This is a genomic window from Halomonas daqiaonensis, from assembly GCF_900109725.1.
In the GTDB taxonomy this organism is placed as follows: domain Bacteria; phylum Pseudomonadota; class Gammaproteobacteria; order Pseudomonadales; family Halomonadaceae; genus Halomonas; species Halomonas daqiaonensis.
The window spans coordinates 21,941-44,623 of the sequence record NZ_FOBC01000025.1; the positions used below are offsets into that span (position 1 = coordinate 21,941).

The 22,683-nt window shown below is 60.2% G+C and carries 15 protein-coding genes; 6 read left to right on the forward strand and 9 right to left on the reverse strand.

Features of this window, described 5'->3' with window-relative positions; translation table 11 throughout:
- Nucleotides 1-32: 32 nt before the first annotated feature.
- The gene (locus BMY30_RS15935; protein WP_089715514.1) at nucleotides 33-314 is read right to left on the reverse strand and encodes a DUF503 domain-containing protein; all 282 of its coding nucleotides are present in this window, start codon (nucleotides 312-314) and stop codon (nucleotides 33-35) included.
- Between the two features lie 146 nt (nucleotides 315-460).
- On the opposite strand from BMY30_RS15935, the gene BMY30_RS15940 reads away from it, so the two are divergent.
- Complete coding sequence (locus tag BMY30_RS15940; protein ID WP_089715516.1) at nucleotides 461-850, forward strand: gamma-glutamylcyclotransferase family protein; 390 nt, start codon at nucleotides 461-463, stop codon at nucleotides 848-850.
- 70 nt (nucleotides 851-920) lie between these two features.
- Nucleotides 921-1,244, forward strand: coding sequence for a hypothetical protein (locus BMY30_RS15945; RefSeq protein ID WP_089715518.1), 324 nt, complete (start codon nucleotides 921-923; stop codon nucleotides 1,242-1,244).
- Nucleotides 1,245-1,323: 79 nt separating this feature from the next.
- On the opposite strand, the gene BMY30_RS15950 is transcribed toward BMY30_RS15945, so the two are convergent.
- The 7 genes from BMY30_RS15950 to BMY30_RS15985 form a co-directional block, all read right to left on the reverse strand.
- Nucleotides 1,324-2,835 (reverse strand): SLC13 family permease, encoded by a 1,512-nt coding sequence (locus BMY30_RS15950; RefSeq protein ID WP_244516247.1) that lies wholly within the window; start codon nucleotides 2,833-2,835, stop codon nucleotides 1,324-1,326.
- Between the two features lie 209 nt (nucleotides 2,836-3,044).
- The gene (gene lpdA, locus BMY30_RS15955; protein ID WP_089715523.1) at nucleotides 3,045-5,147 is read right to left on the reverse strand and encodes a dihydrolipoyl dehydrogenase; all 2,103 of its coding nucleotides are present in this window, start codon (nucleotides 5,145-5,147) and stop codon (nucleotides 3,045-3,047) included.
- Between the two features lie 14 nt (nucleotides 5,148-5,161).
- Nucleotides 5,162-6,478 (reverse strand): dihydrolipoyllysine-residue acetyltransferase, encoded by a 1,317-nt coding sequence (gene aceF / locus BMY30_RS15960; protein WP_089715525.1) that lies wholly within the window; start codon nucleotides 6,476-6,478, stop codon nucleotides 5,162-5,164.
- Nucleotides 6,479-6,495: 17 nt separating this feature from the next.
- Nucleotides 6,496-9,174: a pyruvate dehydrogenase (acetyl-transferring), homodimeric type gene (gene aceE, locus BMY30_RS15965; RefSeq protein WP_089715527.1), complete on the reverse strand. Its 2,679-nt coding sequence runs from the start codon at nucleotides 9,172-9,174 to the stop codon at nucleotides 6,496-6,498.
- Between the two features lie 36 nt (nucleotides 9,175-9,210).
- The gene (locus BMY30_RS18375) at nucleotides 9,211-11,481 is read right to left on the reverse strand and encodes an NADP-dependent malic enzyme (RefSeq protein ID WP_089715567.1); all 2,271 of its coding nucleotides are present in this window, start codon (nucleotides 11,479-11,481) and stop codon (nucleotides 9,211-9,213) included.
- A 414-nt stretch (nucleotides 11,482-11,895) separates the two neighbouring features.
- Nucleotides 11,896-13,002 (reverse strand): mechanosensitive ion channel family protein, encoded by a 1,107-nt coding sequence (locus BMY30_RS15975; protein WP_089715529.1) that lies wholly within the window; start codon nucleotides 13,000-13,002, stop codon nucleotides 11,896-11,898.
- A 1,553-nt stretch (nucleotides 13,003-14,555) separates the two neighbouring features.
- The gene (locus BMY30_RS15985) at nucleotides 14,556-15,275 is read right to left on the reverse strand and encodes an NYN domain-containing protein (protein ID WP_089715534.1); all 720 of its coding nucleotides are present in this window, start codon (nucleotides 15,273-15,275) and stop codon (nucleotides 14,556-14,558) included.
- Nucleotides 15,276-15,747: 472 nt separating this feature from the next.
- Between BMY30_RS15985 and BMY30_RS15995 the strand changes: the two genes are divergently transcribed.
- Nucleotides 15,748-17,004 carry an ISL3 family transposase gene (locus BMY30_RS15995; protein WP_089715539.1) on the forward strand — a complete coding sequence of 419 codons (1,257 nt, stop codon included), beginning with the start codon at nucleotides 15,748-15,750 and terminating at the stop codon, nucleotides 17,002-17,004.
- Between the two features lie 244 nt (nucleotides 17,005-17,248).
- On the opposite strand, the gene BMY30_RS16000 is transcribed toward BMY30_RS15995, so the two are convergent.
- The gene (locus BMY30_RS16000; RefSeq protein WP_089715542.1) at nucleotides 17,249-18,157 is read right to left on the reverse strand and encodes a LysR family transcriptional regulator; all 909 of its coding nucleotides are present in this window, start codon (nucleotides 18,155-18,157) and stop codon (nucleotides 17,249-17,251) included.
- 144 nt (nucleotides 18,158-18,301) lie between these two features.
- Here BMY30_RS16000 and BMY30_RS16005 point away from each other — a divergent pair, with 144 nt between their 5' ends.
- The 3 genes from BMY30_RS16005 to BMY30_RS16015 all read left to right on the forward strand — a co-directional run bounded on the left by BMY30_RS16005 (nucleotide 18,302) and on the right by BMY30_RS16015 (nucleotide 22,648).
- Nucleotides 18,302-19,435 carry a 4-oxalomesaconate tautomerase gene (locus BMY30_RS16005; RefSeq protein ID WP_211607379.1) on the forward strand — a complete coding sequence of 378 codons (1,134 nt, stop codon included), beginning with the start codon at nucleotides 18,302-18,304 and terminating at the stop codon, nucleotides 19,433-19,435.
- 68 nt (nucleotides 19,436-19,503) lie between these two features.
- The gene (locus BMY30_RS16010; protein ID WP_244516248.1) at nucleotides 19,504-20,619 is read left to right on the forward strand and encodes a type 2 periplasmic-binding domain-containing protein; all 1,116 of its coding nucleotides are present in this window, start codon (nucleotides 19,504-19,506) and stop codon (nucleotides 20,617-20,619) included.
- Nucleotides 20,620-20,698: 79 nt separating this feature from the next.
- On the forward strand, nucleotides 20,699-22,648 hold the full coding sequence (locus tag BMY30_RS16015) for a tripartite tricarboxylate transporter permease (protein ID WP_089715549.1): 1,950 nt from the start codon (nucleotides 20,699-20,701) through the stop codon (nucleotides 22,646-22,648).
- The last annotated feature ends 35 nt before the right edge of the window (nucleotides 22,649-22,683 follow it).

A 22,683-nucleotide genomic window follows, 5' to 3' on the forward strand; every position in this document is an offset into this window, starting at 1 on the left:
CGGTGGCTGACAATAGCCCGAGGGCATCACGCTCACAGGAACTCCCGGGTGGCATCCAGCACTCGGCCGTCGACCGTGCGCTGCAGCTTGTCCTCGATCTCGCTGCACAGCGACGTCACGTCCCGCGATGCGTTGCCCACCACCACGAAGGTCCACTCGCTGGCATCGTGGCGGTCGAGATCGCCGCTCTCGCAGACCGCAACCGACGGATAGCGTCCGAAACGCTCGTGCAGGCCGCCCATGCGCTGGCGCTTCTCCTTCAACGAACCGCAGCCCGGCAAGGCAATCTTGAGGGTAAGGACGGCGATATGCATGAAAAACTCCTCTTGCCGGCAAGGGCATCTCCCAGGGTGGCAGCTGGCGCAGCGAACGCCTACCCGGGCTGAAGGCAGCATAGTAGCCTTTCCCTATCGCCTGCCCCCCAACGGGATTCACATCACCTCACCGGAATAGGCCAGTCATGCATTCTCCCGCCCTCGCCGTTACCCGCACGCCCCTGGTTGCCGTCTACGGCACCCTGAAGCGCGGGCTGCGCAACCACCACTGGCTAGAAGGCGCCCATTTCCTCGGCGCGGACTGCCTCACCTCGGCCACCCTCTACGATCTCGGGCCCTACCCCGCCGCCAAACCCGAGGCCTCCCGGGGCATCGAGGTGGAGGTATTCGAGGTCAGCGCCCGGCTGCTGGCCGGCCTCGACCGGCTGGAGGACTACCGGGTGCGGACACCGAAGCATGGCGACTACGAGCGCGTCATCCATACCACTGCCTTCGGTCCCGCCTGGCTATACCTCTACAACCATGCGGTGGCCGGATGCCCGGTGATTCGCGAAGGAGCATGGCAGCCCCGCTAGCCACACGGCCGTGGTATAAAAGGCAGACGCTCAGCAATCCCTGACTGGCAATGCCACCAAGGAGACGGTCATGGTCCGCTTCATCTTTTACCTCGCCCTGCTGGCCGGCCTGGCCTATGGCGGGCTCTATTTCTATTACGGTGTGGAGATCAAGCGTGCCCTTGAACATCGCCTCGACGATCTCGGCCTCACCGCCGTGGAGGTAAGGCGCATCGACTTCCCACCCATGGCACCCGTGACCGAGGACGCCCAGATCAGTGCCGAGGTGAGCTATGGCGGTGCCGAGGCGAGCCTCGACATCCGCGTCATCGGCCATCCACTGTTCTCCGAGGAAACCCGCCTCGAACTCGACAGCCTGCAGACCTTCCGACTGACCATCGGCGCCGGCCAGTGACCGAATGCTCGAAACAACGCATGAGAGATTCGTAAGCGGACCGCCCCCGGCTGGAATGACAACCCGGGGGCGGCTGGGGTCAGAACTGCAGCCCGAGGGCGAAACCGCCAAGCACGTAGCAGAAGAAGGTGATCAGGACGATCCCGATGACGTTGAGAACAATGCCCCCGCGCGCCATCTGGCCGATGGTGACCGCGCCGGTACCGAAGACGATAGCGTTCGGTGGCGTGCCAACCGGCAGCATGAAGGCGCAGGTCGCGGCGAAGGCCGCCGGGATCAGCAGCGTCATTGGATCGGCACCGATGCCTACCGCCACCCCCCCGAGCACGGGGATGAAGGTCGCGGCCGTCGCCGTGTTGCTGGTTACCTCCGTGAGGAAGAGCACGATCGTGGCTATGGCGGCGACCAGCAGCAGGATCGGCAACACCTCCAGCCCGGTCATCTGTTGACCGAACCAGCCGTCGAGGCCAGTTGCCGCCACAGCGCCGGCGAGGCTCAGGCCGCCGCCGAACAGCAGCAATACGCCCCAGGGCAACCCGTCCTCGGCGTCCTGCCAGTTCAGCACCATCTCGCCGCGACCTTTCGCGGGGAGGATGAACATCGCGATACCGGCGGCGATGGCAATAGCGGTGTCGTTGAGGTTGCCCAGCGGCCCCATCAATTCACCCATCCCGGGGATCGTGGCGAGCAGTCCGGGCACGACCCACAGAAACGCCGCCGAACCGAAGACGAGCATCACCATTTTTTCGCCCTGGCTGAGCGGGCCAAGCTTGTGGATCTCGCCGTCGATCATCTCCTTGCCGCCGGGAATATCCGCGATGTCGAAGCGGTAGAGCACGCGCGTCATCAACACCCAGGCCACCAGTATGAAGGTCAAGCCCAACGGCACCCCGACCATCATCCACTCGAGGAAGCCGATGGTACGGCCCAACTCGGCGGAGGCGTAGCCGGCGACGATGGCGTTCGGCGGGCTGCCCAGCAGGGTGCCGAGGCCGCCCATGCTCGCCGACCAGGCGATCGCAAGCATCAGACAGACACCGAACTGCTTGATATTTTTATCATGGATGAAGTCGACGTGGCCGGCCCGATGGTGGTCGTGTGCGTGGCCCGCGGGGTCATGGCCTGGGGAGACCGTTTCCGCGGACTCGCCGCTGCGCTCCGCGACCAGGGCAAGCACGGACAGGCCGATCGGCAGCATCATCAGCGTCGTTGCCGTATTGGAGACCCACATCGAGAGGAAGCCCGTGGCGAGCATCATGCCGAGCACGATGCGCTTCGGCTCGACCCCTACCCGGGCCAGCGTCAGGAGTGCGATGCGGCGGTGGAGGTTCCATTTCTCCATGGCGATGGCGATCAGGAAGCCACCGAGGAACAGGAAGACGAGGGAACTGGCATAAGGCGCAGTGGCCTCGCCGACGGTGCGCTCCGTCAACATCGGTATCAGCACGATCGGCAGCAGGGCCGTCGCCGAGAGCGGGATCGCCTCGGACATCCACCAGACCGCCATCAGTGTGCCGATCGTTGCCACCCAGCGCGCGTCCGACGACAGCCCTTCGGCCTGGCCCATGGCGAGCCAGACCAGCAACGCCATGACCAACCCGAAGGCGCGTAGGCCCCAGATCAGCTTGGCGGATCGACCGCCAGTCGTCTCATCGTATTCTTCCGGCTGGCGAGGTTGATCGTTCATTTTTATATCCTCCCCCATCGTTTGAATTCAGGATGTTCAGTCGCTAGGTGCTCAAAAACCAGGGCTGAGAAACCGCCTGAATGTGGTGGCCTCAGCAGCCCATGGAATCGACCCTATCGCTTCTTCTGCGGGGGTAGATCGGTACACACCCCTTCGAACATCTCGGCGGCCATGCCGACCGATTCGCCCAGGGTCGGGTGCGGGTGAATGGTCTTGCCTATGTCGGTGGGATCGCAGCCCATCTCGATGGCCAGGCAGAGTTCGCTGATCAGATCCCCGGCCTGGGTGCCGACGATGGCGCCACCGATGATGCGATGGGTCTGCTCATCGAAGATCACCTTAGTGAAGCCCTCGTCGCGGCCGTTGGCAATCGCCCGGCCGGACGCGGCCCAGGGGAACACCGCCTTGCCGTACTTGATGCCTTCGGCCTTGCACTGCTCCTCGGTCTTGCCGGCCCAGGCGACTTCCGGGTCGGTGTAGGCTACTGATGGGATCTGGCGAGCATCGAAGAAGCTCTTCTGGCCGGCGGCGGCCTCGGCGGCGACATGCGCCTCGTGCACCGCCTTGTGGGCCAGCATCGGCTGACCGATGATGTCGCCGATGGCGAAGATGTGCCCGACGTTGGTGCGCATCTGCTTGTCGGTGGCGATGAAGCCACGCTCGTCGACCGCCACCCCGGCGTTTTCGGCACCGAGCTTCTTGCCGTTGGGAGTGCGGCCCACCGATTGCAGGATCATGTCGTAGGTCTGCGGTTCGGCCGGTGCGTTATCGCCCTCGAAGCTGACCTTGAGACCATTCTTCTGGGCTTTCACCTCGGTGGTCCGGGTCTTGAGCATCACGCTTTCGAAGCGGGGCTTGTTGACCTTCTCCCAGACCTTGACCAGATCGCGGTCGGCGCCTGTCATCAGCCCGTCGAGCATCTCGACCACATCGATGCGCGTGCCCAGGCTGGAATAGACCGTGGCCATCTCCAGGCCGATGATGCCGCCGCCGATGACCAGCATGCGCTTGGGAATGTTCGTGAGTTCCAGCGCGCCGGTGGAATCGACCACCCGGGGGTCATCGGGAATGAACGGCAGCTTCACCGACTGCGAACCGGCGGCGATGATGCACTTGCCGAACTTGATCACCTGCTTGTCGCCGCTCTGCTCCTTGCCGTCGCCGGTGGTCAGGGCGACTTCCAAGTGGTGCGGATCGAGGAAGGTCCCGACCCCGCGCACGACGTCGACCTTGCGGGCCTTGGCCATGCCGGCCAGGCCACCGGTGAGTTTGCCGACGACCTTCTCCTTCCAGCCGCGCAGCTTATCGAGGTCGATTTTCGGCTTGCCGAAGGCGATGCCGTGCTCGGCCATGTCATTGGCCGAGTCGGTGACCGCCGCGACATGCAGTAGTGCCTTGGAAGGGATACAACCCACGTTCAGGCACACCCCGCCAAGGGTGGCATAGCGCTCCACCAGCACGGTCTTCATGCCCAGATCGGCGGACCGGAAGGCGGCCGAATAACCGCCCGGGCCCGCGCCGAGCACCAGCACTTCGCATTCAATGTCGGCCCCACCGCTATGGGTGGCCGCCTGGGGGGCGGGCGCAGCAGCCTTCTCTCCCGCCCCCTGTGCCGGGGCGGGTTGGGACGCATGGGATGTCCCCTCCGCTTCCAGCATCAGGATCGCCGAGCCTTTCGAGACCTTGTCGCCGACCGACACCAGCACGTCCCTGACCTTGCCGGCCTTGGGCGCAGGCACGTCCATCGAGGCCTTGTCGGACTCCACGGTGATCAGCGGGTCCTCGGCGCGGATCGTATCGCCCGCACGCACCAGCACTTCGATGATCGGCACATCGCTGAAGTCGCCGATGTCCGGTACCCGAACCTCTTCCAGGCTGCCGCCGCCATAACCGCCACCGGCATCGCCGGGTGCGGCAGAGCCGACACCTTCTCCATGCACCGCCGGCTGCGGGTCGTGGTCCGCCACTCGCGGGCCAGTCTCGGCCGGCTCCAGCATCATGATGACCGAGCCTTCGGAGACCTTGTCGCCGGTCTTGACCTTGAGCTCTCCGACCGTGCCCGACATGGGGGACGGCACGTCCATGGAGGCCTTGTCGGTCTCCAGGGTGATCAGCGGGGTTTCGATATCGATCGCATCGCCCGGCTCGACCAGCACCTCGATGACCTCGACATCCTTGAAGTCACCGATGTCGGGAACCTTGATTTCAATTGCCATGGTGTCGTTTCCCCTTACATGATGATGCGCCGCATATCGGCGAGCAGGTTGGCAAAATGCACGTTGAAGCGTGCTGCGGCGGCGCCGTCGATCACCCGGTGATCCCAGGAAAGCGACAGGGGCAGCGTGAAGCGCCATTCCGACTGCTTGCCGTCCGGCGAGACCTGCTTCCAGTAGGAGCGACACACGCCCATGATGGCCACTTCGGGGGCGTTGATGATGGGCGTGAAATAGATCCCGCCAATCCCGCCCAGGGAGGAAATGGTGAAACAGCCGCCCTGCATCTGATCGGGCTTGAGCTTGCCGTCACGTGCCAGCTTGGCCAGTGAGCCCATTTCCTGGGCGATCTCGACCACGCCTTTCTGGTCTGCATCGCGGATCACCGGCACCACCAGGCCGTTGGGCGTGTCGGCGGCGAAGCCGATGTGGTAGTACTGCTTGTAGATCAGGTTGTCGCCGTCCAGCGAGGCATTGAACTCGGGGAACTGCTTCAAGGAGGCGACCGCGGCCTTGATCATGAACGCCAGCATGCTGACCTTGATGCCCGCCTTCTCGTTGGCCTTGTTGAACTGCACCCGGAATTCTTCCAGGTCGGTGATATCGGCCTCGTCATGGTTGGTGACGTGGGGAATCCTCACCCAGTTGCGATGCAGGTTGGCGCCGGAGATCTTCTTGATGCGCGACAGAGGCTTGGTCTCCACCGGGCCAAACTTGCTGAAATCGACCTTGGGCCAGGGCAGCAGATCCATGCCTTCTCCGCCGCCGGCGGGGGCCGCGGCGGCCGGCTGTGGCGCCGGGGGGCCGCCCTTGGCAAAGGCCTGGATGTCCTCGTTGGTGACCCTACCCTTGAGGCCGGTCGGCGGCACGCGGTTCAGGTCCACGTCCAGTTCGCGGGCGATACGGCGAGCCGAAGGGCTGGCGTGAACCCGGCTGAAATCGGCAATCGGGCCGCTCGGCGCTGCGCTGGAGGGTGTGGAGGAAGGTGTAGACGGCGCGGGGGGTGCAGAAGGCGCAGCCGCCGGTTGCGGTGCCTTCTGTTCTGCCCCCGCGGGCGCCGCGGCCTTTTCACCCGCTCCCGTGTCTCCCGCTCCCGCCTCGGTCTCCAGCATCAGGATCGTCGAGCCTTCGGAGACCGAGTCGCCGAGCTTGACCTTGACCTCCTTCACAATGCCGGCCTTGGGTGCGGGCACGTCCATGGACGCCTTGTCGGACTCCACGGTGATCAGCGGGTCTTCAGCCTGAATGCTGTCACCGGCCTGAACGTGGAGTTCGATGATCGGGACATCGGTGAAGTCGCCGATGTCCGGTACCTTGATTTCTTGGATAGCCACTGTTGTTCTCCTCCGGCTCAGGCGTACAGGGGGTTGGGCTTTTCGGGGTCGATGCCGTACTTGGCGATGGCATCCCGGACCTTGGCGCTCTTGAGCTTGCCCTCGTCGACCAGGGCCTGCAGCGCGGTCAGGGTGACGTAATAGCGATCCACCTCGAAGTGGCTGCGCAGGGCCTCTCGGCTATCGGAACGGCCGAAGCCATCGGTACCCAGCACCTCGTAACGCCGCGGCACGAAGGGTCGGATCTGTTCGGCGAACATGCGGATGTAGTCGGTAGAAGCGATGACCGGTCCGTCGGTGCCTTCCAGGCACTCCTCGACGTGGCTCTTGCGCGGCGTCTTCCCCGGATGCAGCCGGTTCCAGCGCTTCACGGCGTGGCCGTCGCGGGCCAGCTCATTGAAGCTCGGGCAGCTCCAGACATCCGCCGCCACGCCCCAGTCGTCACGCAGCAGGTCCACCGCGGCAATCACCTCGTTGAGGATGCTGCCACAGCCCAGCAGCTGAACCCGCGGGCTCTTGCTCTTGCCCTTGCCTTCCTCTGCCTTGCTGAACGAATACATGCCCTTGATGATGTCGTCCTCGGCGCCTTCGGGCAGTGCCGGATGATGGTAGTTCTCGTTCAGCGTGGTGATGTAGTAGAAGACATTCTCCTGGTCTTCGTACATGCGCTTGATGCCGTCGCGCACGATCACCGCCACCTCGTAATGGAAGGTGGGGTCATAGGCCATGCAGTTGGGGATGAACTGAGCGAACAGCTGGCTGTGCCCGTCCTGGTGCTGTAAGCCCTCGCCGTTCAGGGTGGTGCGTCCCGAGGTACCGCCGATCAGGAAACCGCGTGCCAGCATGTCGCCGGCCGCCCAGGCCAGGTCGCCGACGCGCTGGAAGCCGAACATGGAGTAGTAGACGTAGAACGGGATCATGGTGACCCCGTGGTTACTGTACGAGGTGGCCACGGCGATCCACGACGACATGGCGCCGTCCTCGTTGATGCCTTCCTGGAGGATCTGGCCCTTCTGGTCCTCCCGGTACGGCATGATCTCGTCGGCATCCATGGGCACGTACTTCTGCCCTTCGGGGGCGTAGATACCGATCTGCCGGAACATGCCCTCCATGCCGAAGGTGCGCGACTCGTCGGCGACGATCGGGGTCAGCCGCGGCCCCAGGGTCTTGTCCCGTGCCAGGGAAACCATGATGCGTACCATGGCCATGGTGGTGGACATGGTGCGCTCGCCGGTGTCCGCCAGCACCTGCTTGAACATGTCCAGCGGGGGCGCCTTGAGCACATCGCCGTTGCGCTGGCGCTGGGGCAGGTAGCCGCCCAGAGCCTTGCGCTGCCCGTGCAGGAACTGCATTTCTTCGCTGTCTTCGGGGGGCTTGAAGAATTCCGCCTTGGTGACCTGTTCGTCACTGAAGGGCAGGTCGAAGCGCTTGTTGAAGTGCCTGAGGTGGTCCTCGCCCAGTTTCTTCTTCTGGTGGGTGATGTTCTGGCCTTCGCCGCCCTCGCCCATGCCGAAGCCCTTGACGGTCTTCATCAGCAGCACCGAGGGCTTTTCCTTGGTGTTGACCGCCGCGTGATAGGCCGCATAGACCTTCTGCGGATCGTGGCCGCCGCGGATCAGCTTGTAGTAGATGTCGTCGTCCGACATGTGGGCGACCATTTCCTTGAGCTCCGGGTACTTGCCGAAGAAATGCTCGCGGATATAGCCGCCGCCCTTGACCTTGAAGTTCTGATACTCGCCGTCGACGCACTCCTCCATGCGCTTGCGCAACAGCCCCTTGGTGTCCTTGGCCAGCAGTTCGTCCCAGCCAGACCCCCACAGGCACTTGATGACGTTCCACCCCGCGCCCCGGAAGTTGCCTTCCAGTTCCTGGACGATCTTGCTGTTGCCCCGCACCGGGCCGTCAAGGCGCTGCAGGTTGCAGTTGATCACGAAGATCAGGTTGTCCAGCTTCTCGCGGGTCGCCAGGGCGATGGCCCCCTGGGACTGCGGCTCGTCCATCTCGCCGTCACCCAGAAACGCCCAGACCTTGCGGTCTTCGGTGTCGGCAAGCCCTCGGTGCTGGAGGTACTTCATGAAGCGTGCCTGGTAGATGGCCATGATCGGCCCAAGCCCCATGGACACCGTGGAGACCTGCCAGAAGTCCGGCATCAGGTAGGGGTGGGGGTAGGAGGAGATCCCCTTGCCGTCCACTTCCAGGCGGAAATTCTCCAGCTGCTCCTCGGAGAGCCGCCCCTCCAGGAACGCCCGCGCGTAGATACCCGGCGCACAATGGCCCTGTACGTAGATGATGTCGCCGCCGTGGGTTTCGCTGGGGGCATGCCAGAAATGGTTGAAGCCGACCTCGTACATCACCGCCGAGGACTGGTAGCTGGCGATATGCCCGCCGGGTTCGGCGGGTTTCTTGTTGGCCCGCACCACCATGGCCATAGCGTTCCAGCGCAGGTAGGCGATCAGCCGCTGCAGCAAGGCCTCGTCGCCGGGCAGCTTGGCCTCCTTGTGGGGCGGGATGGTGTTCACGTAGGGCGTGCGGGTGGTGTCTGGCGCCTCGGTACCGGTCCGGTAGGCTTCTTCCACCGCCTTGTGCAGCAGATAGGTGGCCCGCTCGGGGCCCACTCGCTCCACCACCACGTCGACGGCTTCCTGCCATTCCCGGGTTTCCAGTGGATCGAAGTCGTTATAGTTTTCGAAGGCCATGGATCGTCTCTCTTGGTTGGATTGGAATTGTTCTAGTTATCGATCGGTCTGAGCCTCGACCACGGCGAAGGCGCTCATGTTGGTGATGCCTCGCGCGGTAACCGTACGGTTGAGCACATGAACCGACTTGGCGGCCCCCAGCAGGATGGGCCCCACCGCCACGCCGTTGCCCAGCGCCTTGAGGGCGGAAAAGGTGATGTTCGCCGCATCCAGATTGGGCATGATCAAGAGGTTGGCCTCACCCTCGAGGAGCGAATCCGGCAGGATGCGCCCGCGTACGCCCATGGAGAGTGCCGCGTCGGCCTGCATCTCGCCATCCACCACCAGATCCGGTGCGCGTTCGCGAATCAGCGCCAGGGCTTGGCGCATCTTCTTGGCACTGTCGAAGTCGTCGCTACCGAAATTCGAGTGGGAGACCAGCGCGGCCCGCGGGGTAATGCCGAAACGGCGGACCTGCTCCGCGGCCATCAGGGTGATCTCGGCGATCTGGCTGGCATCGGGGTCGTAATTGACGTAGGGATCGGCAATGAACAGCGTGGCCCGTTCGAGGATCAGCAGTTGCAGGGCCGCGGCCGTGCTCACGCCCTCGCGCAGGCCGATAACATCCAGCACCAGGCCCAGGTGCTCGCGGTAAGTCCCCACCGGGCCGGTGATCATGGCGTCCACATCGCCCCGGCGCAGCAGCAGCGAGGCCAGGATGGTGGCGCGGCTACGGACTCGCTTCTCGGCGGCATCCGGTTGAATACCCCGCCGACCCATCAGTTGGTGGTACTCGCCTGCCAGTTCGGCGTAACCGGGATAGTCCTGGGTGTCGATCAGTTCGAAATCGACGTCCGGCTTCACCGGCAGCCCCAGTTCCTCGAGGCGCGCCTCGACGACCGCGCGACGACCGATCAGCACGGGCTTGGCATAGCGCTGACTGACGCAGACCTCCATGGCGCGCAGGACACGCTCGTCCTCGCCTTCGGCGTACAGCAGGCGGAGGGGATTCTGCCGCGCCCGCTCGAACACCGGCTCCATCACATTGCCGGAGCGATAGACCAGCTTGGAGAGCGAGCGGGCATACGCCTCCAGGTCCTCGATGGGTCGTGCGGCCACGCCGGTGTCCATGGCGGCCTTGGCCACCGCCGGCGGGATGGTGTCGATCAGCCGCGGGTCGAAGGGCTTGGGCAGGATGTACTCCGGGCCGAAGGTCATCGCCTGCCCGCCATAGGCCACCGCCACCGTTTCCGGCACCGTGGTGGTCGCCATGTCGGCGATGGCCATGACGGTGGCCAGTTTCATCTCCTCGTTGATGGTGGTGGCGCCGCAATCCAGCGCGCCTCGGAAGATGAACGGGAAACACAGGACGTTGTTGACCTGGTTGGGGTAGTCCGAGCGCCCGGTGGCGATCACCGCATCCGGGCGTACCGCCTTGGCCTCCTCCGGCATGATTTCAGGGGTGGGATTGGCCATGGCCAGGATCAAGGGACGATCGGCCATGGTCGCCACCATCTCCGCCTTGAGCGAGCCCCCGCTAGAGAGGCCGAAGAAGACGTCGGCCCCGTTGACGGCGTCGGCCAGGGTGCGGGCCTCGGTCTCGACCGCATAGCGTGCCTTGTACTGGTCCAGGCCTCCGGCACGCTCGGTGTGGATCACGCCACTGCGGTCGCAGACCAGGATGTTCTCCTTGCGAACCCCCAGGGCCACCGCGAGATCCAGGCAGGCCAGGGCCGCGGAGCCCGCGCCGTTGCACACGAGACGAATATCGGCGAGATACTTGCCCACCACCCGCAGGCCATTGAGCAGCGCGGCCGCCGTGACGATAGCGGTACCGTGCTGGTCATCGTGGAAGACCGGAATATCCATCCGCTCGCGCAGGCGCCGCTCGATCTCGAAGCATTCCGGCGCCTTGATGTCTTCCAGATTGATGCCGCCGAAGGTGGCCTCCAGACCGGCGACGATCTCGATGAACTTGTCCGGGTCGCGCTCCTCGATCTCGATATCGAACACGTCCACATCGGCGAATTTCTTGAACAGCACGGCCTTGCCTTCCATGACCGGCTTGGAGGCCAGCGCGCCGATGGCCCCCAGCCCCAGCACCGCCGTGCCATTACTGACCACGGCCACCAGATTGCCGCGGGCGGTGTACTCGGCCGCATTCAGGGGGTCACGCTCGATCTCTTCGCAGGCCGCGGCCACCCCGGGCGAATAGGCCAGCGACAGATCGCGCTGGCTGGCCATGGGCTTGATCGCCTGGATCGCCAGCTTACCGGGGCGGGGGAATCGATGGTATTGCAGTGCGCTGTCGCGCAAATCGTCTGCCATGTGCTTGACCTCACTCGCGTGCATTCGCGGCGACAGCGGCTTCGGATGGCCACCTTGCCGATCTCACTCTCGAACTGCTTCCGGGCCGATGTCCTCGGCCGAGCCCTACCTCCCTGCCTTCGGGCTCGGCTCGATCAGCCGGTAGACTTCAAGCTAGTCGAAAGGTGAACGGACCTGCCACTACCACGAGTGTCGACGACCCAGGCGTTGAAAACTGACCGCAAGATCCGACCCACCGGGTCTTGCTTCAACGCCGTGAGACGACGAGCGGCCTCACCAGATTGCGGCTGGATAACGCAAATTTTTCAATATCATGGAATGCAAGCTGCTACAGATAAATACATCAGTATGCACATATAGATATATCAAAATAGCGCCGGATCAGGTTGCAATCGACTTCCAAGCCCAGATACCTCAGGCGGATTTCTTTGGAGGTCGGCCAGATTGTTTGGCGTTGCCCTCAAACTCCGGAGTCGTATCCACCAATCGCGCACGAAGGCGGGGCAGTTGCGAGGGGTAATGCTTCTGTATGAACGTCACCATCCCCTCACGGATAGCGCATCGCAGATCCCAGTTCTGGTTGGAGTTAGGTGCACTCATAAGGAAGCGGACCTGTAGCGCCTGATCATTGGATTCGGTAACCTGAACAGTCGCCACCTTGCCATCCCACTGCTTCATCGTATCCAGCAAGCGCGAGAACTCCTGGCGCAGTGGCTCGATGGGCATGGTGTAATCAACCCAGATAAAGACCGTGCCCTGCAAATCCGCCGTATTCCGCGACCAATTCTGGAAAGGGTTCTCGATAAACCACTGCAACGGTACTATAAGCCGACGCTGGTCCCACACCCGCAGGACTACATAGGTTGCAGTCACTTCCTCGACCCAGCACCACTCGCCCTGCACGATCAGCACATCATCAATGCGGAACGGCTGGGTGAGCGCAATCTGAATGCCCGACAACAGGTTACTGAGTACCGGCCGTGCAGCAAAACCCAGGACAATGCCGCCAACACCTGCGGACGCCAGCAGACTGGCGCCCACTTTCTGTACCGGCTCGAAGGTCATCAGCGCGGCACCAATGCCCACGATGATAACGAGGACATTCAGGCAACGCACCAGGAAGCGTGTCTGTGTCTCTACTTTGCGGGCCCGTTTCCACTGTCCTTCCAATACCGGATTCAGCAACACGATAACGTCGCCAATGACTGAGGTCAGGCGAACCGCTGCCCACGTCAGTGACAGAATCAGTAGCAATGTGACCAACTGTTTTACCGGCGACAAGAGCGGCAGGTCATCCGGAGCGCCATTGAGCAAAGCCCTGAGGACCAGGAGGCTGGTGACCAAGCCCAGCGCCTTGGCAGCCGCGTCCAAAAACAGCCGGGGGACGGTTCGCTGTTTCGAAAAGTGCTGGATCACCGCTAGCGTCAGCCGGTAGAGGGTGTAACTGGCTATCACGGCAAGCAATGCCAAAATGCCCGGCAACATCCAGGCCTGTAAACCCGCTTCCAACGTTTTCAGCATTGCACTTTCCTTCTCGATGGTGGCTCCACCCCGAATAACCTATGATAGGCGGCTTGGAAAATCCAGAAAGTAACCCAAAACCTTTGGTAAATCTCTGTAACAATCCGGACTTATGAAATAAGCGTCTTCCAAAGAACCTCGGCTGATATTGCTCTAGCTCTTCTTCCAGATCGTTTACTCACTCAACCAAAACAAGGTTCTGAATCAAACACTCTCTCGGAGCGCTGACAGGGTGGCAACGGAGATTGCGATAGTCAGTTGCGAAGCCTCGCTGCGTACGTTCATGCCACTTCTCGAACGGCAGAGATCGGGAGGATCGGAAGAATAACCCTTCTTTCGCTCACGAAACATTTGAACCTTCTTCGACATCGACATTTCGCCAGATGACGATTACTTTCTCAGCTTCGGTGCGTGCGATTGTCACAACCATCCGAGTGTCCCGATGGGCTCAGATAGCGGAGAAGTTCAGGATGGCTTGGGTTTGTCGAAAAGTCGGCGAGCGAAGGTCAGACCAGGCAAAAATCGACGAAAAGACGGAGGATGCCAGCCGCCCGACGTCCGCGATGGGTTGCCGGCTGAAAAACGCCTTCCATCAGCATAGACTAATATTCCTCTTTCGGCCAGAAGCGGTCTTTCAGAAAGGGCTGATGTAATGCTGAAAAAAACGGGTGGCGAAGCCTAGCGGCTTTTTTTTCACTGAAAAGTGAATTCAGATATCAGAATCAAGCTGGTTTGACAGTTTCATAAGGCGCCCAACCAAAATAACTGTAGAAAAACATACCACAACCCTGGCGATCCGTTAGCTTAGCTTTTAATTTAAATTTTGTGCCAACGGGATATTTATAAAAGTAATTCTTGCTGCACTCAGTCAACAAATCAAATGGATCTATCTTTCGTCGATTACATTCCAAACCTATTTCTTTAGGGACTTTCTGCCCCGCAACCAACCTCAACTGTATAGGATCTTTGTGCCCACTGATGGTAGACAGACGAAAACTCTCGAACCATAGAACATGGTAGTTTTGATTTAACGCCATACAGGAACCCTTAAAAATTACAAATTATGCCCCAGCGTTGGCGTCAGTACGCAATAAATTAAGCACTGCTGACAACGCATCTTGTATGCACTAAACTAAAAAATTACCCCTCAACATAAAAATTATTTTCACTATTTGGGCATTCCTCGTTCATAACAGCGAAGCATCGCTTAATGCTTGCAGATCCATCTCCCCAACTCATGGTTTCGTGTCCACACCGCGAACATGTTACAACCACACAATCCACCTCGACCCCATCATCATCAAAATCAGTAGTGTAATCAACTTCACATTCTATTTTGGACATCCATACCCCCCTTGGCCATGAACACAACAAACCATATACTTTTATATCGACCTTAAAATTCTTACTTTCCCGCACAGCCCACTTTGGCTCGTCAGCTGCCGCATCAGGCTTTATCAGCATAGCCCGAAGCTCAGCTTCCGGCCAGAAGCAGCCATTCAGCTGTTGCCAATATAATTCAGCACAAGCAACTTTACCATTTCATATCTTCGTTACACAGATTTATCCCTAATATAAATATGGGCATTCATCGAACCCTCTCCAAAAGTCCTTTCTTCTACTTCAAGGTAACTCAATGATCTAACCAATTTCCCGAGCTTGTCGTATCCGTAATTCCGGGGGTCAAATGATGGGATGTTTTTATTAATATAGCTTCCAACCGCCGACAAAGGTGCCCAGCCATCATCCTTAGATACCGCTTCAATAGCCGATGTTATAATCACCTTTAGGTCTCGGTTATTGGATTCATCCGCCTTATCAGATTCTTCAAGTTTCCGTAGAATTTCAGTAAATACAAATTTATCACAAGCGGACACAAAGGGTTCTGGTGTTTTCTTTTCCCCAAACCCATACACGACCAACCCACTCTCGCGTACCCTATTGGCCAATCGCGTGAAATCGCTATCTGAGGAAACCAGGCAGAAGCCATCAAGCCTATCTTCATGAAGCAAATCCATTGCATCAATAATCAACGATGAATCTGTTGCGTTTTTTCCTTGGGTATAACTAAACTGTTGAACGGGCTGGATAGCATGCTTATGCAAATGCGACTTCCACCCTTTTAAGTTTGTTGTCGTCCAATCCCCATATGCTCTCTTAACGCTAGCCACACCAAGCTTGGAGATTTCCGCAAGCAACTCAGCACAAACAGATGCCTGTGCATTATCCGCATCAATTAGCACAGCTAGTTTACTGTTTCCATTTTCGGCCATTCAGTCCTCCACCATCCATGTAAAAGATATTACCCTGCTGGCTCAACCATATTTAGTCATCAGAATTAGAGTAGCCTAAACTTCACCATTCGGCCAGAAACTGACATTTGGAAATCTCTAATATGAAAACTTGCCGTAAATAGCCTCTATTCGTTCGCTGGCTAGGTGTCTGATACCCACTCAGCCCTCATAACTACAAGCCGAGTGGGATTGCACTTATTGCTTCCCTAGTTTTTACATTCGTTCTTGTCGCAAGTTATTCGTTGAGAGGATGAAACCCAATGATCAGCATTCTCCCGCGTATTAAATCCGCAACCAGTAGTACCACCTTTGGTTCCCTTATGAACCACTCCTGTAGGTGTGTGCTTGACAGCCATAGCAAACCTCTTTTTTAAGGCTCTTCGTCGTTGGGTGTGGAATTCGCCCCCTGAGCTGGGCCAGGATATGACCTCCAATGGACAGGAGGTATGGCATGGACGGTACCCAAATTCTGACCCTCGGCCTGGGCTTGGAAGCACCCTGGATTCTCAAGGACCAGCACCTGGATACCTCCGTGTCACCCCACCGTCTGGATCTCTATGTCGAGGCCGAGCGCGGCAGCCTCTACCCCTGCCCGGAGTGCGGCGAGGCCTGCCCGGCCCATGACTTTGCCGACAAGACGTGGCGGCATCTGAACTTCTTTCAGCACCACTGCTACCTACACGCCCGCTTACCCCGCACCAAGTGTCCCGAACATGGCGTCAAGCGCATCGAGGTCCCTTGGGCGCGGCCGGGCAGCGACTTCACCCTGTTGTTCGAGCAGGCCGCCATGTCGCTGGTCAAGGAGATGCCGGTGCTGGCGGTCTCCCGGCAGTTGGAGATCTCTGACAAGCGCCTGTGGCGCATCGTGCACCATTACGTGGGCCGCATGCTGGGTGAGCTGGATCTGTCCAGCGTGGCCACTGTCGGGGTGGATGAAACGGCCTCCCGGCGCGGCCAGCGCTACGTCACGGTGTTCCTCGACATGCAGCGCAAGCAGGAGCCGGTGATCTTCGCTGTGCCGGGGCATGGCAAGGCCACCATCACGGCCTTCAGCGCCTTCCTGGCGGAGCATGGCGGCGACCCGGACAACGTGGTCGAGGTGGTCTGCGACATGTCTCAGGCCTTCCTGAGCGGCGTTGCCGAGAACCTCCCCAATGCCGAGGTGACGGTCGACTGGTTCCATATCGTGCAGACCTTCACCAAGGCGCTGGACGAGGTTCGAAAGAAAGAACGGCGTGAGAAGGGGCACCCCAAAGCCCTCCGGTGGGCGGTCTTGAAGAACCTGGATAACGGCAACCTGACGGCCAACCAGATCACCGCCCTCCAGGAGTTGGTGGCCGATCAGGGGGCCACCGGCGATGCCTGGGTCATCAAGGAAAAGCTGCGCTGGATTCAGAAGGCGCCGACGCCGCGCGCCGTCCGGTGGCGTATCACGAACTACCTCAAGGTCATGCGCGGGGCAGTCACCGATCAGCCACTACTCACGCCGATGGCGAAGGCCTTGACGACGCTGGAGCGCCACGCAGAGCAGGTGGTAAGGCGCTGGATTTCCAGCCTGACAAACGCCCGTCTGGAGGGCATGAACGGTCTCTTCCAGGCGGCCCGATCACGCGCACGCGGCTACCGGAACGAGGCCAACTTCATCGCGATGATTTACCTGATTGGCAGCCCCGTGGGACGCCTGGTTGATCAGGCAAAATCCACATGAAACGACGAAGAACCTTTTTTAAAACCAGTCATCCAAGGGATGAACGACCTATAAGAATGATTAAGCGTGCAGACATCACCCCTACCGTGCTACGCACATTTAATCAGTACTTTCAAGCTCAGGGTACTAGAAATATCTCGTTTCGGCCATGAGCGGACATGCAGTGAGTTAAGATATAGCAAAATTCTTTAGCCGACATATTCTCTAGTCGGATATTAACTATCACTTTTATACCCAGAATCTTTCAAGGGCATATGGAACTTCCCCAATGTTCGAGGAGCATTTCGATAAACAGCTGGGCGGTGCTGGAAATACTGTGCGAATTACTTCTTACCAGGCCGATGGTGCGCTGAATACGTGGTTCAGGCAGCTCACGTGAACACAGGGTGTCATGATCGGGGCCGGGCATTGTCATTTTAGGTAGGATCGCCACTCCGAGACCAGATTCGACAAGGCCAAGGGAGGTGGACAAGTGCTGGACTTCGTAGAAACTATTCAAACGGATGCCCTCAGACGAGAGGGTATTGTCCAGCAGCATCCGGTTGCCACTGTCTCGGCTCACGGTGATCAACCTGACCTGTTCGAGATCCGACCACTCGATGCGACCTTTATCCGCAAGAGGGTGGTCGGAACGGAGTGCCAGAACAAAGGGATCTCGTAATAGTGGTGTGAAGGAGACTTCCGGACTCTGGGCGCTGAACATGTTGATACCGAAGTCGGCCTCTCCGCTGATCACCTTTTCCAGACCTTCCTTGGCACTGACATCGAGGATCCTGATGCGGATCCCCGGCCATGCCTCGCTGAAGCCACGGATCACACTAGGCAGAAAATAGAAGGCCGCGGTGGGGATGCAAGCGATGGTAACCGTCCCCTTCTGATGCGTGGCTAGCTCGCGGATGCCCAGGATCGACGATTCGTACTCCTCGATCATGCGTCTCGCTCGGGGAAGGAAGTCCGTGCCGATGGGGGTCAGCCGCGTCCGCCGGGTGGTTCGTTCCAGCAGCTCTACCTCCAGGAGTTCCTCCAGCTTCTGAATGCGTCGTGAAAGTGCCGGCTGAGAGAGGTGCAGACGTTGAGCGGCCTCGTGGAAGGAGCCCAGCTCTGCAACCTGAATAAAGGCTTGCAGATCAAGAAATTCTAGCCGATGTTGCATATCCTCACTCTTGCATGGAGTAGTGACGATTGATTACTTTAGCACATTAATGCGAAATTCACATTTATATACCTATTCATTTGCATTTGAAGCATCAAATACCTCCTGACATGCTCATATCACAACTTTCAGACGCGATATGGCATGACGATTATGAACAGCATTCCCTGCATGATCATGCGAGGTGGCACCTCCCGAGGCCCCTTCCTGCGCATGAGGGACCTTCCGGACAGCCAGGCAGCGAAAGCCGAGATCCTGCTTAATCTCATGGGTTCGGGCCACGCTCTCCAGATCGATGGCATTGGAGGGGGGGATCCGCTGACCAGCAAGGTAGCCATCGTGGAGCGCTCCTCCCATCCCGAGGCGGATGTCGACTACCTGTTTGCGCAGGTCGATGTGCTCAACCGGCGCGTCGACTTCAACCCGAACTGCGGCAACATGCTGTCCGCTGTGGGGCCGTATGCCATCGAGACGGGCCTAGTGGAGCCTCAGGAAGAGACTACCGTCGTCCGCGTTCACAATCTCAATACCCAGCGCCTGATCGAATGTCGCGTGCCGACGCCAGGGCGCCAAGTATCCTACGAGGGCGATACGACCATCAGCGGCGTACCAGGGCGTGCCGCAGGCATTCAGCTCAGCTTCCTGGATATCATCGGTACCAAGACGGGCGCGCTGCTGCCGACAGGGCAAGCCACCGACACGATCGATGGCATCGAGGTCACCTGCCTCGATGCCGCCACTCCCGTCATGATGGTCAATGCGGCCGACCTGGGTCTCAGCGGCCGGGAGTCTCCCTCGGAGTTGGACGCTCATCCCGCCATGCTCGAGCGGCTGGAGCTGATTCGTCGCCAGGCCGGACGTCGAATGGGGCTGGGGGATGTTAGCCAGAGTGTCTTGCCCAAGCCCGTGTTGGTGTCGGCACCGTCCAACGACACCAGCACGCTGTGCACCCGCTACTTCGTGCCTCACCGCTGTCATAAGGCCATTGCCGTTACGGGCGCCATCGCAGTGGCCACGGCCGTCAGTGTGCCTGGCACCGTGGCAAACCGAATCGCGGTTGAGGCGGGAAAACTGGCGGCCAATGGTCAGCTGTCACAGGTAAGGCTGGAACATCCCTCTGGACTCATCGAGCTGGATGTCGAGCACCGCAACGGAAACCCTGTCGACATTGCCCGCGTTTCCCTCATCCGTACTGCCAGGAAGATCATGAGTGGGACCATCTTCTACTCACTTCCTTCTGCCCCCAGTCAGGATATGCTGACATCAAAGGCCAGCTGAACCCTCATATCCGCTGGGATCCATATCACTAACCATGACAACGACAACACATCAGGAGTAACGTCATAATGATTCAAAAGACTGCTGTTTCACACCTCTCTCTCGGTCGGCTTAAGAACGCCGCGCTGCTCGGGATCGCGATCACCGGACTTGGCCTGACTAGCTCTGTTCAGGCTCAGGATGTCGAGGTGCCAGGTAACATCAAATGGACCATTCCATTTGGTGTCGGCGGTGGTACGGATGTCTGGGCACGCTTCTTCTCCCCCTGGCTCAGCAAGTCTCTACCGGGGGAGCCGACCATTATGATCGATAACGTACCCGGTGGCGGCTCCATCAACGGAGCTAACCTGTTCGCCGTGCGTGCCAAATCGGATGGTAGTGACTGGTTAGGGACCTCGGCCTCAACACAGTATCCGGCCATGCTCAACGATCCTCGCGTTCGATATGACTACAGCGACTGGACCCCCATTCTAGCCACCCCAACTGGGGGAGTGGTTTATGCCCAACCCAGCCTCGGTGAAACGGCCGATAAAGCGCTGGACGCCCTGCTGCAACAGCCGGTCAAACTGGCAGCGCAGAACCCCACTGGCCTTGAGTTACCGGTCTTGATCGCCTTGGACATGCTGGGCGCCGACGTGCAGGCCGTCTTCGGCATGCGGAGTCGGGGTGAGGGTCGCCTGGCATTTGAGCGTGGCGAAGCCGATATCGACTTCCAGACCACTTCCGCTTACCTGAGCAACGTTGAGCCGCTGGTGGATGCTGGCAAGGCAGTGCCGCTCTTCTCGCTTGGCGCGCTGAACGACGAAGGAAAGATTGTCCGTGACCCTGCTTTCCCTGAGCTGCCTACCTTCAATGAGGTCTATCAGGCTCGGCATGGCGAGGCACCGTCAGGTAACGCCTACGAGGCGTTCCGCAAGTTCTTTGCCTCCGGCTATTCCCTGCAAAAGCTGATTATGGTCCCCAAGGACACCCCGCAAGCCCTGATCGATACCTATCGTCAGACAGCCCGGGACTTCGTGGGCACCGAAGCCTTCAAGGAGGCGGCAGCCGCCCAACTGGGGCCATACACGCCGGTTATCGGCGATGCTGCACAGCGTCACCTTGATGATGCCATGTCCATCGATGACGCCACCCGTGACTGGCTGGCCGATTGGCTGGAGTCGGAGCACGGCGCCAAGATCTAACGCGCAGAGGGATGTGCCGGCCCTTTGGGGGCCGGCAGCCCCAGCTCCCCCTGATCACACAACATAAGAGCCAGACGCCATGCTCGATATTTTTCTCTCCAGTCTGGGACAGCTTTTTACCTTCTCCCATCTGCTCTTCATGGTCCTGGGCGTGCTGGTTGGCCTCGTGGTCGGCATCATACCCGGCCTCGGGGGCATCGCAGGGATGTCGCTGCTGCTGCCCTTCCTCTATGGCATGGAACCGACCGTCGCCCTTGGCATGCTGATGGGCCTGGTTGCCGTGATTCCCACCGGCGATACCTTTGCCTCGGTGCTGTTGGGTATTCCCGGTTCCAGCGCTTCCCAGGCGACCGTCATCGATGGCTTCTCGCTGGCCAAGCGCGGCCAGGCGGCACGCGCACTGTCCAGCGCTTTCCTGTCCTCGATGATCGGGGGTCTCATCGGTGCCATTGTGCTGACCGGCTTCATCCTGATCGCGCGCCCCCTGGTGCTGTCGTTCTCTTCTTCCGAGCTATTCATGCTGACCCTGCTCGGCCTGTCGATGGTGGCTGTGCTCTCCGGGCGCGACCTCTTCAAAGGACTGGCCGCCTGTGGACTGGGCCTGTTGGTAGGTGCCATCGGCATGGCGCCGGCCACCGGCGAATTCCGAATGAACTTCGGGCTCGGTTATCTCTACGATGGTCTGCCGCTGGTGGTGGTAGGGCTCGGTATCTTCGCACTCCCGGAGATTGTCGATCTGCTGGTCAAGCGAGGTGCCATCGCCGAAGAGCCTTGCAAGCTCGGCGAGGGCTGGCGGCAAGGCATCCGCGATGTTCGTGAGCAACGTGGTCTCGTCGCGCGCTGTGCTGCTATCGGCAGCCTGATCGGCACCATCCCGGGCCTGGCCGGCTCGGTGGTCGATTGGCTCACCTATGGCCATGCGGTGCAAAGTGCCAAGGACAAGTCCCAGTTTGGTAAGGGGGATATCCGCGGGGTGATCGCCCCCGAATCCGCCAATAATGCCTGCGCCTGCGGCGCCATGGTCCCGACCCTGTTGTTCGGCGTGCCCGGCTCGGGTACGGCTGCGGTCTTCCTGGGTGGACTGTTGTTGCTCGGATTGCAGCCCGGCGTCGGGATGATCGAGACTCACCTCGACCTGACCTATACCATCATCTGGTCGCTGGCCCTGGCCAACATCTTGGGGGCCGCGCTATGCCTGGTGCTGGCTCGCCCCGTGGCCAGCCTGACCCGGGTCCCCTTCGCCACGCTGGCCCCCTTGATCACGGTGCTGATCATGTTCGCCGCTTTCCAGGCCACGCGTTCCACGGGAGACCTGCTTGCTCTGGGGGCGGTCGGCATCTTGGGGGTCTTGTTCAAGCAGGCGAACTGGTCGCGTCCCGCCTTCCTGATCGGCTTCGTGCTGGCTCCGGGAGCAGAGGGATACTTTTACCAGGCAGTGCAGTTCCAGGGCACGGACGCCTTCATGCGCCCCGGCGTGTTGATCATCGGTGCTCTGATCCTCGCCGCCATGTTCATTCCCATGATCACTGCCGCGTGGCGCAAGCGCCGGGAAGCGGTCTCCGTGGGCGCGGCGGCCACCCAAAAAGCCGAGCCTCCCACCCTGGGCGTCATCGATGTGGTGCTCTTCGCCGCACTGCTGGGTACCGCGGTCGTCGCCTGGGTGGATGTCGCCGACCTGACCTTGATCGGTGGCATCATGCCGCGGCTGGCCATCGTGATCTTGGCCCTTTCCTGTCTAGCGGAGATCATCCGCTGTGTGATTCGCCGGCCTCGTTGGGAGCATCAGGCTATCGGTCTGCAAGGCCTCTGGCTGGTGGGCTTCTTTGCCCTGATCGGTGCCATGTTGCTACTGGGCTTCATTACTGCGGCCACGCTGTTCTGCCTCGTTTTCCTGCTGGCCATTGCCCGGCTCAAGCCTTGGGTGGCAGCTGTTATGGCGCTTGGGGTCACGGTCTTTCTGGTTGGCATGGCCGAGTTCCTGACCCTGACCTACCCGAGCGGCCTGATTGATCCCTGGTTGTTTGGCTGAATCAGTCCTGTCATGCACGTTCACCGCGGGCCGGC